The sequence below is a fragment of the Nonomuraea sp. NPDC002799 genome (genome assembly GCF_053592075.1).
In genome coordinates this window covers 208,288-225,286 of record NZ_JBSFVA010000014.1, presented here as the reverse complement: position 1 = coordinate 225,286, position 16,999 = coordinate 208,288, and the positions used below count along the sequence as shown (strand labels likewise).

Here is a 16,999-nt window from a genome sequence, read left to right as displayed (position 1 = left end):
TCCTCAGCTTCGGCGACGGCCGAGCACTTCGTCGATGACTCTGGGCGCGTTCTGTGTGCCGACGTAAGCCGCCAGCCTTACCACCATCTCCTGTGACCTGGCCAGTTCGGCCTCGACCCTGGCCTTCCCGGATTGACCGGCCTGCACCCCGAAATATGCGCCGATGATGGTGCCGACCACCCCGGCGACCCCCGCGAACAGCGCGGCGAACTCCTGGGTGGCGAACACGGCGGCGGCGAAGGCGATCAGGATCGCGCCGATGCCCGTCACGACGACGAGGAAGCCGTACCGCCATCGGGTGGCGTCGGCCTGGGCGGCCGTCAGATCGTCCTGCGTCATCATGGCGTCGAGCGCCGGCGCACTGGCCGGTGGTTTGTCGGTGACCACAGTTCCTCCTGAAACCTCAGGGGAGAAATGTCCCACGAGGTCATGGAACAAGCCAAGCCGCTAAGCTGACGGCCCGTGACCGAACTGTCTGCCTTGTCTGCCGTGCCGTCCGGCGCCAGGAACGCCGTGCTGAAGTTCTACTTCGGCCCCATGGACTGCGGGAAGTCCACGCTCGCGCTCCAGATGAACTACAACCACGGACGCCAGGGCCGGCGCGGCCTCGTTCTGACCAAGCACGATCGTTCAGGCGGGCCGAAGGTCACCAGCCGGATAGGGCTCGGGCTGGACGCGATCGAGGTGGAGGACTCACTCGATCTCGTCCGGCTCGTCACCGCGCACGAGCGGATCGACTACCTGATCTGCGACGAGGCGTGCTTCTACACCGTCGAGCAGATCGAGCAGCTCGCCGACCTGGTGGACGAGCACGGGGTGGACGTCTACGCCTTCGGGCTGGCCTCCGACTTCAGGTCGGTGATGTTCCCGGCCGCGCGGCGGCTGTTCGAGCTGGCCGACGAGGTGTGCCGGCTCCAGGTCGAGGTGTTGTGCTGGTGCGGGCGGCCGGGGCAGCTCAACGCCCGGATCGTGGACGGGACGATGGCGCGCACCGGCGAGCAGGTGGTGATCGGCGACACCGACGCCGCGCAGGTGCGCTATCAGGTCCTCTGCCGCCGCCACCACCGCTCCGGCCGGCTCGGCGAGGACTCGCTGACCCAGGACTCATACCAGGCGGTCTAGGAGATCTCTGAGCCGCCGGGCGTCGTCGGCGGGCAGCGCGGCCAGGAACGCCTCCTCGGCGTCGTCCACGGCCCGCACGGCCCCGTCGAGCGTGCCCTGGCCGTGCTCGGTGAGCTCCACGATGTTCTTGCGCCGGTCGTCGGGATGCGGCCGGCGGCCCACGAGCTCCTTACGCTCCAGCGCGTCCACCAGGGCGACCATCGTCGTCCTGTCGATGCCCAGCCGCTGGCCCGCCGCCAGCTGGGAGAGCGGCTCCGGCCCGCCGAGCACCGACAACACCGCGAACTCCCGCCCGTCGATCCCGTACGGCTCCAGCGCCGGACCCGTCAGCTCCGCCAGGCGCAGTCCGGCGTGCTTGAACAGGTAACCAAGGCGTCTCGACACCTCACGATTCTCACACGGCGCAGAAGCCGTCGTCGTCGCACCCGTCGGCCGGAGCGGCGAGCAGGGTGATGGGCGTCTCCCCGGTGCGCTCGGCCACCTCGTCGATGGCCGCGGTGAAGGCGTCCTCCGGCTGCGCGCCCGACACGGCGTACTTGCCCTCGAACAGGAAGAGCGGCACCCCGCTGATCCCGAGCGCCCGCGCCCTGCCGAGCTGCTCGCGCACCTCCTCGGCGCCGTCGCCGGAGTCGCGCACCCCGGCCTCGGCGGCCAGCTCCGCCAGGACGCCGGCGTCGGCGACGTTCCGGCCCTCGGTGAAGTAGGCGCGGAAGAGCCGGTCGGCCATCGCCTTGCCCAGCCCCTGCCGCTCGGCGAGCTCGATCAGCCGGTGCGCCTCGAACGTGTTCGCGCTCACGGCCCGGTCGTAGTCCATCTCCAGGCCCTCTTCGGTGGCGACCGTGGCGACCCGCTCGGTCATCTGGCGGGCGTTCGCGCCGAACTTCCGCTCCAGCGCCGGGATCAGCGGCTCGCCGGTCGCGGAGGCGTCCGGATCGAGCTGGAACGGGCGCATCGTCACCTCAAGGGTGCCGCCCTTGGCCCGGAACCGCTCGGCGGCCCTGGCGAACCTGACATGCCCGATGTAACACCAGGGGCACACGACGTCGGAGAAAATCTCAACCTTCATGTACGAGGACAACCCACCGCCCTCGGCGGGGATTCCACGATCGGCCAGCCCGGGGGTTTGCTCGATCGGTCAGCCCGCCGCCAGCTCCTCCAGCCGGTACGGCAGGTAGGCCGAGTCGTCGACCAGCGCCGAGGCGCCACGCCACCAGCCGAACCACTCACCGCTGCGCCACATCCAGTCCACCCGCTCGATGGCGGCCACCACGTCGCCGACCGTCTCCCACCGCTCGCCGAGCTGCTCGCGGGTGACGCCGTGGCGGACCGCCCAGGCCCGCAGGATGCCCACGGCCGCCGACGGGACCGCGCGGGCGTAGGGGTCGGGATCTTCGCCGGGCAGCCGGTGCGGCCCGAGCCCGGCCGCGACGCCCCAGCTCCACTGGGCCTCGGCGGGACGGGAGTAACGCAGGGACTGGAAGTCGAGGTTGGAGCCCAGGTCGTCGTCGGCCCGCCGGGCCACGACCGCGTCGAGCCGCCCGCCCGCGTCGAAGTGCACCACGAGCCGCTGGCCCGGCTTCACGCCCGGCGGCAGGCCGAAGCGGTCCTCGGCCTGCCAGGAGTTGAGGTCGACCTGGGCGACGGCCTGGCCCCAGAGCTGGTCGGCGGCGTCGTCGGAGATCCAGGCGGCCAGCATCTCCAGCGCGGTCAGGTCGGTCCAGGGCTCGATCGCGACCGCCGTGCGCACCACTTCGTCGGGCGGCGGCAGCTTGCCGCCCCTGGACCGCGTCCACCAGTCCATGCTCAGCTCGCGGGTGCCGACCAGCAGCGCGGCGATGGCGGCCAGCTCGGCCGACCGCCTGGTGAGCGAGGCGCCGAGCGCCAGCCCGAGCGTGCGGTCCGTCCGGTCGTCACCCAGCACGGGGCGCGCGTCGGCGATGAGCATGTCGGCCGTCGGGTGCTCTTCGCCCAGCAGGTTGCGTACGACCCGCCTGGCCTCGCTCCGTGCGTCTTCCGCATGTGCCTGCCGCATACCGCCACGCTACGCCGGGAGATCCTTTTCCGCGAGAGTCCCGGACGCCACGCCGGGTCATCCACCGATTCCACACCGTCCCGGTTCCGCACCGGTCCGATCAGGGCCGCCGGCCGCCACGCCCGAGGAGCCATCCGACGGCGACGCCGGCCAGCGCGACCCCCGCTCCCATCCCGAACGACGCCAGCATCACCCACGGCCGGGTCCGCGTGTGCGGCTCCTGAGGCCGCTCGAAGACCGCTCCCCCCACCGCTCCCTCCACGGCGCCGACCGGCCACGCGGGGGCGACCCCGCCCGCCGCGACGCCGGCGACCGCACCACCCGGGACCGCACCGGACGCATCCACGCCCGCGAGCCCCGGTGCCCCGGCGGCCACCACCCCTTCGCCGGAGCCGGAGGGGCCGGCGCGCAGGTGGCCGTCGACGGCCGCGAAGAACTCCCCCGCCGTCCGCTTGGCCACCGAGCCCAGCATGCGCTGCCCCACCCCGCCGATCACCCCGCCGATCACCGCGTCGGCGTCGTAGTCCACCCGGGTCCCGCCGTCGACCTCGCTCAGCCGCACCACGACGGTGGCGTCCACCGTCCCCGGCGCCCCCTGGCCACGGGCCTTGAGCGTGAAGCTCTCGGGCGCCAGCGGATCGGTCAGCGCGACCTCCCCCTGGTAGACGCCCTTGATGGAGGCGACCCCGGCCTGAACGGTCATCTTGTACGTGTCCGCCGCCGTCTCCTCCAGCCGTTCGCACCCCGGGATGGTGCGCACGAGCACCGCCGGATCCTGGAGCGCCGCCCACACCCGGTCCCTCTGCACGCCGATCACGGCGCTGCCCGCCACCTTCATGCGAGCCACTCTAAGCAGCCCGGAAGCGGCCGGATAAGAGCAACACCTGCCAGAGCCAGGACCGCCGCCGATCAAGAATGGCAAGATGGTGCCCCATGCGCAGGGGGCGAAGCACACGAACGGCATCCAGCAGACCCGCGACGGCCCCGGTGCGCCTGACCGGCGTGAGCACCACGATGCGCCCGGCCGGCGCGACCCCGGTGCGCCTGACCGGCGTGAGCACCACGATGCGCCTGACCGGCGTGACGGCCGTGCTGGCGCTCGCCGTCGCCTGCGCCCCCGCCGGGACGGCCGGCCTGGCCCAGGCCACCACCCCCGCCGCGCAGTCCCCCACCCCCCGGTCCACCCCCAGGCCGCAGGGCCCGCCCGGCGCCGTGCCGCGCAAGGGGGAGGTCCGCCCGATCCGGCACGACGGCGACCTCCCGCCCGTGATCAGCTCCATCCCCACCAAGCGCAAGGTCGTCTTCCTCACCATCGACGACGGCTGGGAGCAGGACCCCGGCTTCGTCCGCCAGATCCGCGACCAGCGCATCCCCGTCACCGCCTTCGCGATGCGCGACGCCGTGGAGGCCAAGGGCACCCCCGACGCGGCCGGCGGCGTCAACCGCTACGTCGGCTCCGGCAAATGGGGATATTTCCGTGAGCTACGCGAGGCCGGCGTCCCCGTCGAGAACCACACCCTCACCCACCCCAACCTCCGCCTCCTCGGCCACGACGCCCAGCGCCGCGAGATCTGCGGCTCGTCGAAGGTCATCGGCAAGCAGCTCGGCACCGCGCCCACGCTCTTCAGGCCGCCGTTCGGCAACTACAACACCGACACGCTCAAGGCCGCCAAGAGCTGCGGCCTGACGACGGTCCTGCTCTGGACGGCCACCGTCCAGCCGGGCGGCAAGATCGCCTACCAGGTGCCCGACAAGCGGCTCCGCCCCGGCGACATCCTGCTCCTCCACTTCCGCCCCAACCTGGCCAGGGACTTCCGCGTCCTCGTCGCCAAGATCAAGCGCAGAGGGTACGAGCTGGGCAATCTCCAGGCCTACCTGGACGCCGCCCGGCCGAAGGTCCGCCCCGCGGCGTAGCGGCCCATCAGCCCGGCGGGGGACGCCGGACCCCCTTCCCCGGCGGCATTCTCGGGTGTACGGCACGACCGAGCACAGGGATGTGACCAAGGTCGCATCCCATTGCTCTACAACCTGTAGTACTACTGCAAGTAGATAAACTACGACGTGTAGAGCTCAGGGGAGACGACGGGGAAGATGGACGCACTAGACCTGGCGCGGTGGCAGTTCGGGGTGACCACCGTCTACCACTTTCTGTTCGTGCCCTTGACCATCGGTCTGGGCATCTTCGTGGCCGGCCTGCAGACGGCCTGGCACCGTACGGGAAAAGAGCAGTATCTGAAGCTGACGAAGTTCTTCGGGAAACTCTTCCTGATCAACTTCGCCATGGGCGTGGTCACCGGCATCGTGCAGGAGTTCCAGTTCGGGATGAACTGGAGCGAATACTCCACGTTCGTCGGCGACGTCTTCGGCGCGCCACTGGCCATGGAGGCGCTGCTGGCGTTCTTCATGGAGTCCACGTTTCTGGGCCTGTGGATCTTCGGTTGGGAGCGGCTGCCGAAGAAGGTGCACCTGGCGTGCATCTGGGCGGCCGCCATTGGCTCTAATTTGTCGGCATATTTCATCCTTGCGGCGAACGCCTGGATGAAGCACCCCGTCGGCTACGAGGTCGTCGACGGCAAGGCCAGGATGACCGACCTGTGGGCCGTGCTGACCAACTCCACGGCGCTGGCCCAGGTCCCCCACGTGATCGGCGCGGCGTTCGTCGTGGCGGGCGGCTTCGTGCTGGCCGTGTGCGGCTACTGGCTGCTCAAGGAGCACGCCCCCATGTGGCGCAGCGCCGCCAGGGCCGCGCTGGTGATGACGGCGATCGCGGGCGTGGTCGTCGCGGCCACCGGCGACACCTCCGCCAGGCTCATGTACGAGCAGCAGCCCATGAAGCTGGCCTCCGCCGAGGGCCTGGAGCACGACACCGCGGGCGCGGCGTTCAGCGTGGTCCCCGGCATCGAGATCCCGAACGTGCTCAGCTTCCTGTCCACCCACGAACTCGACGCCACGATCCAGGGCACCGAGGACCTGCAGCGCCGCTTCGAGCGGCAGTTCGGCCCCGGCGACTACCGGCCGGACCAGACGATCGTCTTCTGGTCGTTCCGGGTGATGATCGTCTTCGGCCTGACCACGGTGGGCCTGTCGGTGCTCGGCCTCTGGCTGACCCGCAGGAGGCGGGAGTTCCCCAGGTGGTTGTCGCGGGCGCTGCTGGCGGCCCTGCCGCTGCCGCTGCTCGCGGTGATCGCCGGCTGGCTGCTCAGCGAGATCGGCCGCCAGCCGTGGACGGTCGCGGGCGAGCTGCTGACCGCCGCCAGTGTGTCCCCGGGCGTGAGCCTGACGGAGGTCGCCATCTCGCTGACGGTCTTCACGCTGCTCTACGGCGGGCTGGCGGTGGCCGAGACCGTGCTGCTGAGCCGGCACGTCCGCACGGGCGTCGAGGAGCCCCAACCCGTTCCCGCGACGGAACAGCGCGAACCGTCGCTGATGTACTGAGGGAAATGACCATGATCGATCTCTGGTTCGTCATCATCGCCTTCCTCTGGACCGGCTACTTCGTGCTGGAGGGCTTCGACTTCGGCGTCGGCATGCTGGCGCCCCTCGTGAGCCGGAACGCCGGGGAGCAGCGCGCGAGCCTGCAGACCATCGGCCCGGTCTGGGACGGCAACGAGGTGTGGCTGATCACCGCCGTCGGCGCCATGTTCGCCGCCTTCCCCGCCTGGTACGCGGGCATGTTCAGTGCCTTCTACCTGCAGGTCACGCTGATCCTGGTGGGCCTGATCGTGCGCGGTGTCGGCCTGGAGTGGCGTGGCAAGGTGCGGGATCCGCGTCGGTGCGACGTGGGGATCGTGGTGGGCAGCGTGCTGCCGGCCTTCCTGTGGGGCGCGGTCTTCGCCGACATGGTGTTCGGCGGCGCGACCGCCGCCCTGCTCGGCGGCTCGTTCACGCTGGCCGTCTCCGCCCTGCACGGCGCGGTGTTCCTGGCGCTGAAGACCACGGGCCCGGTCCGCCGCCGGGCTCGGGTGGTGGCCCTGGCCCTGAGCGCGGTCGCCGTCCCCGTGGCCGTGGCCGCCCTGTCCGGCCTGGGCACCATCCCCGCGCTGGCCTCCATGGCGGCCCTGGCCGCGGCGCCGGCGCTGATCTGGCGGCGCAGGGAGGGCTGGGCGTTCGCGGCCACGGCGGGGGCCATCGTGCTGGCGACGCTGGCGGTCTTCATGGAGCTGCGCGTGCGCCCGCTGCCGGGTCTCACGCTGGCCGGGGCCGCCTCGGGGGCGTACACGCTGACGATGCTGAGCTGGATCGGGCTGATCGCGCTGCCGTTCGTCCTGGCCTACCAGGGGTGGACGTACTGGGTGTTCAGGAAGCGCGTTCAGGTGACCGCCTGAGCCGTCGGGCGCCGCGACCGTCGTGAGCGGCCGGCTGCTCCCCCATCTCTCCCACGAGGAGCTGAAGCCGTGGCCTCGTCATCGATCGGCTCGTGGAGCGAACCACCGTGGCCATGTTCACTCCTGGAGGGAATCTTCAGCGGATCTCGGCGCCCAAGGCGACGTCGAAGCCGGCGCCGTTGCGTGCCAGGCCCACCAGGAGGATGCCGGCCCATTCCAGGGCGTAGGCCATCTCAAGTCCTCCTGCGTCGAGGGCCCGCATGTCCAAGCTCTCCAGAAACGCCGCGACACGTGCCTTCGCCTCGGCGCTGTCGCCGGCGAAGAACACATCCAGGGGCTTGTCTTCAGCGAGGACGCCGCGGAAGATCGAATTGAATGCCTTCACGACGTGCGCGCCCTCGGGAGCGGCGGCGGCGATCTGCTGGGACACCGAGTTGCCCGCGGTGGTCACGAGCCCGCTTACGTCGGCGTTGAACGGGTTGGTGATGTCGACGAGGACCTTGCCGGCCAGCGCATCGCCGTAGTGCGCGACCACTTCAACCGCGCCGGTGTACAGGACGGCCACGATGACGATGTCACCCGCCGGCCTTGCGCCGAACGTGCCGACGGTGGCTCCGTTGCCGATCTGGTCGGCGAGCGCCTGAGCCTTGGCGGTGTTGCGGCTCATGAGCTCGATGGTGTGGCCGTGCTTCGCCGCCCGGGTGCCGATGGCGGTGGCCATGTTGCCCGAGCCGATGATGCTGATGGTGGTCATGACGTGTGTTCCCTCGTTGTGCATGGATCAGTTGGTCGTGGGGGTCTTGCCGGCGTGCTGGGCCGGGGTGTCGAAGGTTCGCCGGCGCCCAGGTGTCAGATCGGCCCGCTGACGACCTGGTCGACGGGCTCGGGCCGGCCGGCCTCGTGGTCGGGCCGGCCGGCCTCGTGGTGGAGCCGGGCGCCCGGCCTGCGCGGCGCGGCGCTGACGACCACCGGCGACACGCTCAGATCACTGTGGTGCCGCCGTCGGCAACCAGCTCCATGCCATTGACGTAGCTCGAGTCGTCCGAGGCGAGGAACAACGCGACCGACGCGATCTCCTCAGGGCGGCCCATCTCTCGCCGCGGGATCACGGATTCGAACTGCGCCTTCATCTGCTCGTCCATCACCCCCTCCATGGTCGGCGAGGCGACCTGGCCGGGGGTCAGCACGTTCACCCGGATCCTCCTGTCCCTCAACTCGGCCACCCACACCCGTGCGTAGGCGGGCAGCACGGCCTTGCTCGCCGCGTACACACTCCAATCGGGGTAGCCCCGGAGCGACGCGTTCGACCCGGTCATGATGATCGAGCCTCCATCGTTGAACAGCGGCAGCGCCTTCTGGACCGTGAACAGCGTGCCGCGCGCGTTCAGCGAGAAGGCGGCATCGAACTGCTTCTCGGTGATCTCGCCGAGCCTGCCCTGCTCGCCCGTCCCAGCACTTGCCCACAACACGTCGACCGTGCCCTTTTCCCGCTTGACCGTCTCGAACAGACGGTCCAGATCATCGAGGTCGGCCGAATCGCCCTGCACGCCGGTAACGTTCCGGCCGATCAGCTTGACGGCTTCGTCCAGCACGTCCTTCCGCCGGCCCGAAATGAAGACGTGAGCTCCTTCGTCAACGAACAACTTCGCACCGGCCAGCGCCATCCCACTTGTCGCGCCGGTGATCACCGCAACCTTGCCATCGAGCTTTCCCACGACCACTCCATTCACCTGCCGCGCCGATGTTAGGTACACCGATCTGCGTACTTAACGTAGCGAACAGTCGCGCGAGGTGCAAGCTATGCACACCGACCGGTACCGAAGTGGGCTACGCTGGGCCGTGTGACAGAGTTGGAGAAGGGGCCGCGAGGCCTGCGCCGCGGCAGGGGCGCACGAGAGCGCATCCTCAGCGCGTCACAACAACTGTTCCGCGATCAAGGCATCAACTGCACCGGCATGGACCAGCTCTGCGCGGTGGCCGAGGTGTCCAAGCGCACGCTTTACCAGCACTTCACCGGCAAGGACGAGCTGATCGCCGAATGCCTGCGCCGATTCGATCCCGACATCCTGCCCGAAGTGTTCGACCGCACCGACCTCACACCTCGCGAACGACTCCTCGCCGCGTTCGAGGTGCACGCGCCCCTGTGTCCCTTCATCGCGGCGGCCGTCGAGATCCCCGACCCGGGCCACCCGGCACGCGTATACGCCCGCAACTACAAAAAAGGCTTTGCCGCCCGGCTCACCGATACCGCCCGCGAGGCCGGCGCCACCAACCCCGAACAGCTCGGCGAGCAACTGGCGCTGCTCCTGGACGGCGCCTCGGCCCGCAGCCGGGTCCTCGACACCGAAGCGTTCACCACCGCCGCCGCCATCGCAGCCGTCCTCGTCGACAACGCCATCCCCACGGCAGCGGCACCGGCCGGCGCCTCTTCAAGAAGGACTGACACCACGTCGTCCGGCCTTTGAGGCGGAAGCTCAGCCGACGACCTCCATCTTCTTCGTACGGTGGTCGGTCAGGTGCAGATCCCCGCCGAGCCGCTCCTTGAGCAGATCGAGCACCTTCTTGCTGGACAACACCGTCCAGAGCCTGCCGACCAGGTGCGGGTTGTACTCCGGGGCCGCGTCCATCCAGGCGTCCTTGCCCGCCTGGGTGACGAAGGTGGAGACGAAGAACTCCCCGTCGGTGGTCTTGCAGTAACCGGTGCGGATGTCGGTGGCGTCCACCTGCATCCGGGGGGTGCAGCCGACCTTGGCGGAGAGCTGCTCGACGGTGAGCGGTGCCGCGTTCTGCTGGTCTTTCCCCGCTGCGACGTAGTCGCCCCCGCTCCCTGAGGAGCAGGCGGCGACCAGCCCGGCCAGCAGCGCGAAAGCGGCCAGACGTGGAAATGTCGTCATGTGCGGAGGTACGCAGCCCCACCGGCCGCGGTTCGACTCATAACGGTTAGTTAGAGCTCGGCTTCGGCGACACCCGGTGGTCCATCAGGTGCAGGTCGCCGTTGAGCCGCTCCTTCAGCGCCTCCAGCACCTTGAGCGGGCCCAGGACCGTCCATCGCGGGCCGACCAGGTGCGGGTTGTACTCCGGCGCCCGGTCCATCCACTCGTCCTTGAGCTTCTCGCTGGCGAAGGTGTTGACGAAGTACTCTCCGTCGACGGTCTTGCAGTACGCCGTGCGCAGCTCGGTGGCCTCGACCTGCAGCTTCGGCGTGCAGCCGATCTTGGCGGACAACTGCTCGACGGTGAGGGGCGGGGCTGGCTGCTGGCTCTGACCTGCTGCGACGTAGTCGCCCCAGCCCCCTGAGGAGCATCCGGCGACCAGCCCGGCCAGCAGCGCGAAAGCGGCCAAGCGTGGAAATGTCGTCATGTGCGGAGGTACGCAGCCCCACCGGCCGCGGTTCAGCGCGGACGGCCCCGGTTCAGCGCAGGATGAGGCAGCCGCGCTCGCGCAGCCGTTCCAGCACCTCGGGCTCGCCGTCGAGCTTGTTCCACCGCAGGTCCAGTTTGTCCAGCGGCGGCAGCCGGCGCGGCAGCTCCCGCAGCCGGTTGTTCCGCAGGTCGAGCTGCCGGAGCCCGGCAGGCAGGGTTTCCGGCAGCTCGCGCACCTGGTTGTTCCGCAGGTCGAGCACGCGCAGCTCACCGAGGTCCGCGATGCCCGCGGGCAGCCGGGTCAGCCGGTTGCCCTGGACGTGCAGCTCCCGCAGCGCGCGCAGCCCGCCGATCGACTCGGGCAGCGCCTCCAGCCGGTTGCCGTACAGCCGCAGCTCCACCAGCGCGGCCATCCCGCCGAGGGACTCGGGCAGGCGGGCCAGCCGGTTGTCGGTGAGGTTGAGGTAGGCCAGCCGGGACAACCGCCCGATCGCCTCCGGGACCTCGGTGAACCGGTTGTCGCTCAGGTAGAGGTAGTCGGTGAGGCCGAGGTCGCCGAGCTCCGGCGGGACGCTGGTGAGCCGGTTGTGCCCCAGGTCGAGCAGGCGCAGCCGGGTCAGGCCGCCGATGGCCGGGGGCACCTCGGTGAGCGCGTTCTCGGCCAGGTTGAGCGACTCCAGGCCGGTCAGCTCCCACAGCGCGGCCGGGACGCCGGTCAGGCCGTTGCCGCCGGCCGCCAGGTGCCGCAGGCCGGGGCTCAGACGGTCGGGCAGCGCCGCGACGCGGTTGCCGTACAGGAAGAGCTCCGCCAGCCCCGGCGGGCAGCGCGGGACGGACGTGAGCGCGTTGCCGTCGAGGTGCAGCGCCCGCAGGGCGGTGAGGCCCGAGAGGTCGGGCAGCGCGCGCAGGCGGTTGCCGTCGAGCCTGAGCTCTTCCAGCGAGGTCAGCCCGGCCACCCGGGCGGGGACCTCGCTGATCTCGTTCCAGGCCAGGTCGATCACCCGGACGTCGTCGGGGACGGCTGGGAAGGCGGTCAGTCCCGCCGCGGGGGCGCGCATGGAGTCAGATCATGCCAGGCGGGCGCGCAGCTCGAAGAGCTCGGACGGGGAGATGGGCATGCGGTCGATGTCGATGCCCTCCGCGTCCTCGACGGCCGAGGCGATCACCGCCGAGACGGGGATCACGCCGGCCTCACCGGCGCCCTTGACGCCGAGGGGGTTGAGGGGGGAGGGCGTCTCCAGGTGGGCGGTCTCGACGTGCGGGACCTCGGTCGCGTACGGCATCAGGAAGTCCATGAACGAGGCGTTCACGAGCTGGCCGTGCGGGTCGTACACCATGCGCTCGTAGAGCGCCCCGCCGATGCCCTGCGCCACTCCCCCGTGGATCTGCCCCTCCACGATCATGGGGTTGATGAGCCGGCCGCAGTCGTGCACGACGGCGTAACGCAGCACCTTGATCTCGGCGGTCTCCGGGTCCGTCTCCACGATGGCCGCGTGCATGCCCGCCGCGAACGTGGACCTGATCGGCGAGTAGTAGTCGCGCCCCTCCAGCCCCGGCTCCTCGCCCTCCGCGATGGGCGGCCGGTCGGGGTCCGCGGCGGCGGCGAACTGGGTGGCCTTGGCGGTCTCGTCGTCGAAGGCGTAGCGCAGCGGGTTGGCCAGGACCGCCACGGTGGACAGCGGGATGGAGGCGTGCGGCGATCCGGCCACGTGCACCAGGCCGTCGGCGATGTCGAGGTCGGCGGGATCGGCCTCCAGCGCGCCGGCGGCGATGCGCAGCGCCTTCTCGCGCACCTTCCGGCAGGCCAGCGCGATGGCGTTGCCGCTGACGACGGCCGCGCGGGAGGCGAAGGTGCCCACGGCGTAGCCGAACCTGCGGGTGTCGCCGGTGACCACGCTGACGCGCTCGATGGGCACGCCCAGCTCGGTCGCGGCGATCTGGGCGAACACCGTCTCGTGCCCCTGCCCCTGGGAGGTGAGCCCGGTGGAGACGTGCACCCGCCCGTCGGAGGTGATCTGCACGTGCCCGCCCTCGTAGGGCCCCACGCCGGTGCCCTCGACGTAACAGCCGAGCCCGATCCCCCTGCCGGGCGTCTTGACGTGCTCGTCCCAGCCGATCAGCTCCTTGAGCATGCGGAGCATCTCGGGATAGTCGCCGCTGTCGTAGATCAGCGGCCGGCCGTCCTGGAAGGTCATCCCCTGGTCGTACGGGAACTCGCCGGGCCCGATGAAGTTGACCGCGCGCACCTCCGTGCGATCCTTGCCCAGATAGCGGGCGATCTTGTCCATGGTCCGCTCCATGCAGAACACGCCCTGCGGCCGGCCGGCGCCCCGGTAGGGCGTGACCTGCACGGTGTTGGTGTAGACGGCGCTGAACTCGACCCGGTAGGCCCCGATCTTGTACGGCCCCAGCAACTGGGTGGAGGTCACGATCGGCACGATGATCCCGTACGGCGTGTAGGCGCCGTGGTCGTGCAGGATGTTCACGTCGAGCCCGAGGACCCGCCCGTCGTCGTCGAAGCCGACCCGGACGTGCTGCACCTGGGCGCGCTCGTGCGCGGAGGCGATGAAGTGCTCCCTGCGGTCCTCCGCCCACTTGATCTCGCGGCCGAGCGTCATCGCCGCCCACGGCACCAGCACCTCCTCGGGCCACGGGTGCACGATCTTCACCCCGAACCCGCCGCCCACGTCGGGCGCGATCACCTCGACCTGCGGCAGCGGCAGGCTCAGCGCGGCGGCGACGGCCATCCGGACGCTGGTGGAGGTCTGGGTGCTGGAGTAGACGCGCAGGTCCCTGCCGTCCCAGCGGGCGTACACGCCGCGCCCCTCCAGCGGCATGGCGGCGCTGCGCTCGATGTCGAGCCGGAAGGCGAGGGTGTGCGGCGCGGCCTCGACGCACTGCCCGGCTCCGCGCCCGCCGGCGTCCGCGACCTCCTGGACGAGGTGGGCTCCGACGTTGCCCGGCACGTCCTCGTGCACGAGCTGGGCGCCCTGCACGGCCTCCTCCAGGCCGACGACCGGCTTGAGCGGCTCGTAGTCGACCTCGATGAGCGCGCAGGCGTCCTCGGCCGCGTACCTGTCGGCGGCCACGACCATCACCACCGGCTCGCCCACGTGCCTGACGACGTCCCTGGCCAGCGGGTAGGCGGTGCGGCCGTGAGTGAGCGCGGGATGCGGGATCAGCAGCGGCAGCGCCCGGCCGACCCGCTCGGGCAGGTCCTCCCAGGTGTAGATGGCGACCAGCCCTTCGACGTCGAGGGCCGCGGCCACCTCGATGTCGCGGATGCGGGCGTGCGCGTGCGGCGAGCGCACGAACGCGGCGGCCAGGGCATCGGGGCCCAGGTCGTCGAGGAAGCGGCCCTGGCCGGTGAGCAGCCTGGCGTCCTCCCGCCGCTGCACGGGCTCTCCGAACAACCTCGTCGTCATGCTTCCTCCGCCAGCAGCTCGGCGGCCCGGTGCACGGCCTTGGCGATGTTCTGGTAGCCGGTGCAGCGGCACAGGTTGCCGGAGATGCCCTCCAGCACCTCCTCGTCGGTGGGCGCCGGATTGTCCTTCAGCAGCGCCGTCACCGTGCACAGGAACCCCGGCGTGCAGAACCCGCACTGCAGCCCGTGGCACTCGGCGAAGGCCCGCTGCACCGCCGACAGGCCGCCCCCGCCGGGCGCCAGCCCCTCCACGGTGGTGATCTCGCGCTCGTCCACGGTGACGGCGAACGTCAGGCACGAGCGCACCGGCTCGCCGTCGAGCAGCACCGTGCAGCACCCGCAGACGCCGTGCTCGCAGCCGACGTGGGTGCCGGTGAGGCCCAGGTCGTGGCGCAGGCAGTCGGACAGCAGCCGCCGGGCGGGCACGCGGACGCGCCTGGCCGTGCCGTTCACCACGAGCGTGATGTCATGCTCCACCGGTTTCCGCCTCCCTGGCCGCGTTCCGCAGCGCCCGCTCGGCCAGCACGCCCACCAGGTGGCGGCGGTAGGCGGCCGAGGCGTGGATGTCGCCCTCGGGGTCGATCGCCTCCTGCGCGGCCCGCGCCGCCGAGGCCCGGTCGCCCGCGCCGCTCACGTCCACGACGACCGGCACGGGACCGACGCCGGCGCAGGCGAGCCTGGCCGCGCTCACCCGCCCGTCCCCGTCCAGCGTGACGACGGCGCAGACGCCGGCCAGCGCGTAGTCGCCGTGCCGGCGCGCCACCTCCTCGAAGGCGGCTCCGGTGCGCGCCCCCAGGGCCGGGAAGAAGGCCGACACGGCCAGCTCGCCCGGCTGGACCACCGACTCCATCGGCCCCGCGAAGAAGTCGGCGGCGGCCACCTCCCGCGTCACCTGCGCGCCCCCGTCCCAGCGCGCCACCCGCACCGAGCCGCCCAGCACCGCCAGCACGGCCGGCAACTCGGCTGCGGGGTCGGCGTGCACCAGGCTGCCCACGACCGTCCCCCGGTTCCTGATCACGGGATGGGCGACCAGCTTGAGCGCCCGCGTGAGCAGCGGATGGGCCAGGGAGCGCTCCGCCCCGGAGTGCCTGACCAGCGCCCCGACGCGGACGCCCGCACCCGTGTGCTCGATCGTGGCCAGCGACGTCAGGCGGTTGATGTCGATGAGGTGCCCGGGGGCCACGAGCCGCATGTTGAGCAGCGGGATCAGGCTCTGCCCCCCGGCCAGCACCTTGCCGCGGACCTCCGCGAGGATCCGCAGCGCCGCGCCCACGTCGCGGGGCGCGTGGTACTCGAACGGGGGCGGCTTCACCCGGCCTCGCTCCTGGCCGGTTCGGGGGATCTCCCGGCGATGGCGCGCAGCAGGTGGTATCCGCCCAGCACCACGATGGTGCCGAGCGCGATCCCCTCAAGGGTGAAGTCGCCGCCGATGAAGTGGCTCACGGGTCCGATGGCCAGAATGATGCCCGCGCCGACCGGCACCATGTTGACCGGGTCGGCGAAATCCACCCGGTTCTCGATCCAGATCTTCGCGCCGAGCAGGCCGATCATCCCGTAGAGGATGACGGTCACGCCGCCGAGCACGCCGCCCGGCGTGGCCGCGACCAGCGCGCCGAACTTGGGGCAGAGCCCGAACAGGATCGCGATGACCCCGGCGATGTAGTAGGCGGCCGTCGAGTAGACCTTGGTCGCGGCCATCACGCCGATGTTCTCGGCGTACGTCGTCGTGGGCGATCCGCCGACCGCGCTGGTCACCACCGTGGCCACGCCGTCGGCCACCACCGCGCGCCCGACGTACGGGTCCACGTCCGTCTTCGTCATCTCCCCCACGGCTTTGACATGCCCAATGTTCTCCGCGATGAGCGCGATGACCGCGGGCAGCACCAGCAGCACGGCGGAGGTCTTGAAGTCGGGCGCGTGGAAGCTCGGCAGGCCGAACCAGGGCGCGTCGGCCACCGAGCCGAAGCCGACCCGGTCGTGCGGGAACGCGGTGGCCACGCAGTACGTGCCCTCCGCCGGGCAGGCCGCCCCGGCCGCGTCCCGCAGGTTGGCGCCGGGCAGCACGGAGGTGATCTGCCCGGCCGTCCGGTCGAGCACCCAGGACAACACGAACCCGGCCACCAGCCCGACCAGGATGCCGATCCGCCCGATGAACCCCTTGAACAGCACGATCACCACGAACGTGACGAGCATCGTGACCAGCGCGACCCAGTGGTCCTGCGGCCAGTAGACGTCCGCCACCACGAACGCCAGCCCGAACCCGATCAGCATCACCACCGCGCCGGTGACCACGGGCGGGAAGACGCGGTGGATGATCTGCACGCCGAGGAAGTGGATGGCCAGCCCGGCCAGCGCCAGCACGAGACCGGCGACCAGGATGGCGCCCGTCACGATCGCGTCCGCGCCCGCCGTGTCACCGCCCGCCGCCGCCCTGATGGCGAACACCCCGCCGACGAAGGACGCGCTGGTGCCCAGATAGCTGGGCACCTTGCCCTTCACGATGAGCAGGAACAGGATCGTCGCGACCCCGGACATCATCACGGCGACGTTCGGATCCAGCCCCATGACCAGGGGGAAGACGAACGTCGCGCCGAACATCGCGATGACGTGCTGCGCCCCGAACCCCACCATGCGAGGCCAGCTCAGCCGCTCGTCGGGCCTGACCACCTCTCCGGGAGCCAGATGCCTGCCGTCACCGTGTTTGGTCCATCCGAAAACCATGGCAGCCCCTCTT

At 71.0% G+C, this 16,999-nt stretch carries 20 protein-coding genes; 5 read left to right on the top strand and 15 right to left on the bottom strand.

Annotated features, from left to right (window positions below):
* Positions 1 to 3 precede the first annotated feature (3 nt).
* Positions 4 to 387 (bottom strand): hypothetical protein, encoded by a 384-nt coding sequence (locus ACWD0F_RS25825; protein WP_449879565.1) that lies wholly within the window; start codon positions 385 to 387, stop codon positions 4 to 6.
* Between the two features lie 75 nt (positions 388 to 462).
* Here ACWD0F_RS25825 and ACWD0F_RS25820 point away from each other — a divergent pair, with 75 nt between their 5' ends.
* Positions 463 to 1,122, top strand: coding sequence for a thymidine kinase (locus ACWD0F_RS25820; protein WP_449879564.1), 660 nt, complete (start codon positions 463 to 465; stop codon positions 1,120 to 1,122).
* Here the strand turns inward: ACWD0F_RS25820 and ACWD0F_RS25815 are convergent.
* From ACWD0F_RS25815 to ACWD0F_RS25800, 4 genes are all read right to left on the bottom strand, one after another.
* Entirely contained in the window at positions 1,105 to 1,506 is a 402-nt protein-coding gene (locus ACWD0F_RS25815) for a MarR family winged helix-turn-helix transcriptional regulator (RefSeq protein WP_449879562.1), read from the bottom strand. The two genes, ACWD0F_RS25820 and ACWD0F_RS25815, sit on opposite strands and share 18 nt — an antisense overlap.
* 10 nt (positions 1,507 to 1,516) lie before the next feature.
* The gene (locus ACWD0F_RS25810; protein WP_449879560.1) at positions 1,517 to 2,188 is read right to left on the bottom strand and encodes a DsbA family oxidoreductase; all 672 of its coding nucleotides are present in this window, start codon (positions 2,186 to 2,188) and stop codon (positions 1,517 to 1,519) included.
* 69 nt (positions 2,189 to 2,257) lie between these two features.
* On the bottom strand, positions 2,258 to 3,154 hold the full coding sequence (locus ACWD0F_RS25805; protein WP_449879559.1) for a hypothetical protein: 897 nt from the start codon (positions 3,152 to 3,154) through the stop codon (positions 2,258 to 2,260).
* Positions 3,155 to 3,254: 100 nt separating this feature from the next.
* Positions 3,255 to 3,992 carry an SRPBCC family protein gene (locus tag ACWD0F_RS25800; protein ID WP_449879557.1) on the bottom strand — a complete coding sequence of 246 codons (738 nt, stop codon included), beginning with the start codon at positions 3,990 to 3,992 and terminating at the stop codon, positions 3,255 to 3,257.
* Between the two features lie 164 nt (positions 3,993 to 4,156).
* Between ACWD0F_RS25800 and ACWD0F_RS25795 the strand changes: the two genes are divergently transcribed.
* The 3 genes from ACWD0F_RS25795 to cydB all read left to right on the top strand — a co-directional run bounded on the left by ACWD0F_RS25795 (position 4,157) and on the right by cydB (position 7,479).
* Positions 4,157 to 5,068, top strand: coding sequence for a polysaccharide deacetylase family protein (locus tag ACWD0F_RS25795; RefSeq protein ID WP_449879555.1), 912 nt, complete (start codon positions 4,157 to 4,159; stop codon positions 5,066 to 5,068).
* 177 nt (positions 5,069 to 5,245) lie between these two features.
* Entirely contained in the window at positions 5,246 to 6,589 is a 1,344-nt protein-coding gene (locus ACWD0F_RS25790; protein ID WP_449879553.1) for a cytochrome ubiquinol oxidase subunit I, read from the top strand.
* Positions 6,590 to 6,594: 5 nt separating this feature from the next.
* A complete protein-coding gene (gene cydB / locus ACWD0F_RS25785) occupies positions 6,595 to 7,479 on the top strand; it encodes a cytochrome d ubiquinol oxidase subunit II (RefSeq protein ID WP_449879551.1) in 885 nt (294 codons plus the stop codon).
* A gap of 136 nt (positions 7,480 to 7,615) precedes the next feature.
* Here cydB and ACWD0F_RS25780 read toward each other — a convergent pair whose 3' ends face one another.
* The 3 genes from ACWD0F_RS25780 to ACWD0F_RS25770 form a co-directional block, all read right to left on the bottom strand.
* Positions 7,616 to 8,233 carry an NADPH-dependent F420 reductase gene (locus ACWD0F_RS25780; protein ID WP_449879549.1) on the bottom strand — a complete coding sequence of 206 codons (618 nt, stop codon included), beginning with the start codon at positions 8,231 to 8,233 and terminating at the stop codon, positions 7,616 to 7,618.
* A gap of 95 nt (positions 8,234 to 8,328) precedes the next feature.
* Entirely contained in the window at positions 8,329 to 8,457 is a 129-nt protein-coding gene (locus ACWD0F_RS25775) for a hypothetical protein (RefSeq protein ID WP_449879547.1), read from the bottom strand.
* 2 nt (positions 8,458 to 8,459) lie between these two features.
* Positions 8,460 to 9,194 (bottom strand): SDR family NAD(P)-dependent oxidoreductase, encoded by a 735-nt coding sequence (locus ACWD0F_RS25770; protein ID WP_449879545.1) that lies wholly within the window; start codon positions 9,192 to 9,194, stop codon positions 8,460 to 8,462.
* A gap of 126 nt (positions 9,195 to 9,320) precedes the next feature.
* Here ACWD0F_RS25770 and ACWD0F_RS25765 point away from each other — a divergent pair, with 126 nt between their 5' ends.
* Positions 9,321 to 9,944 carry a TetR/AcrR family transcriptional regulator gene (locus tag ACWD0F_RS25765; RefSeq protein WP_449879543.1) on the top strand — a complete coding sequence of 208 codons (624 nt, stop codon included), beginning with the start codon at positions 9,321 to 9,323 and terminating at the stop codon, positions 9,942 to 9,944.
* Between the two features lie 9 nt (positions 9,945 to 9,953).
* On the opposite strand, the gene ACWD0F_RS25760 is transcribed toward ACWD0F_RS25765, so the two are convergent.
* The 7 genes from ACWD0F_RS25760 to ACWD0F_RS25730 all read right to left on the bottom strand — a co-directional run bounded on the left by ACWD0F_RS25760 (position 9,954) and on the right by ACWD0F_RS25730 (position 16,986).
* Positions 9,954 to 10,373: a hypothetical protein gene (locus ACWD0F_RS25760; RefSeq protein WP_449879541.1), complete on the bottom strand. Its 420-nt coding sequence runs from the start codon at positions 10,371 to 10,373 to the stop codon at positions 9,954 to 9,956.
* Positions 10,374 to 10,419: 46 nt separating this feature from the next.
* Positions 10,420 to 10,821 (bottom strand): hypothetical protein, encoded by a 402-nt coding sequence (locus ACWD0F_RS25755; RefSeq protein WP_449879539.1) that lies wholly within the window; start codon positions 10,819 to 10,821, stop codon positions 10,420 to 10,422.
* Between the two features lie 70 nt (positions 10,822 to 10,891).
* Positions 10,892 to 11,899 (bottom strand): leucine-rich repeat domain-containing protein, encoded by a 1,008-nt coding sequence (locus tag ACWD0F_RS25750; protein WP_449879537.1) that lies wholly within the window; start codon positions 11,897 to 11,899, stop codon positions 10,892 to 10,894.
* Between the two features lie 9 nt (positions 11,900 to 11,908).
* Positions 11,909 to 14,266: an aerobic carbon-monoxide dehydrogenase large subunit gene (gene cutA, locus ACWD0F_RS25745; protein WP_449879535.1), complete on the bottom strand. Its 2,358-nt coding sequence runs from the start codon at positions 14,264 to 14,266 to the stop codon at positions 11,909 to 11,911.
* Positions 14,263 to 14,742, bottom strand: coding sequence for a (2Fe-2S)-binding protein (locus ACWD0F_RS25740; protein ID WP_449879533.1), 480 nt, complete (start codon positions 14,740 to 14,742; stop codon positions 14,263 to 14,265). The genes cutA and ACWD0F_RS25740 overlap by 4 nt, the downstream gene beginning before the upstream one ends.
* Positions 14,732 to 15,577, bottom strand: coding sequence for an FAD binding domain-containing protein (locus ACWD0F_RS25735; protein WP_449879531.1), 846 nt, complete (start codon positions 15,575 to 15,577; stop codon positions 14,732 to 14,734). The genes ACWD0F_RS25740 and ACWD0F_RS25735 overlap by 11 nt, the downstream gene beginning before the upstream one ends.
* Complete coding sequence (locus tag ACWD0F_RS25730) at positions 15,574 to 16,986, bottom strand: uracil-xanthine permease family protein (protein WP_449879529.1); 1,413 nt, start codon at positions 16,984 to 16,986, stop codon at positions 15,574 to 15,576. Before ACWD0F_RS25730 ends, ACWD0F_RS25735 begins: the two co-directional genes overlap by 4 nt.
* Positions 16,987 to 16,999: the final 13 nt, after the last annotated feature.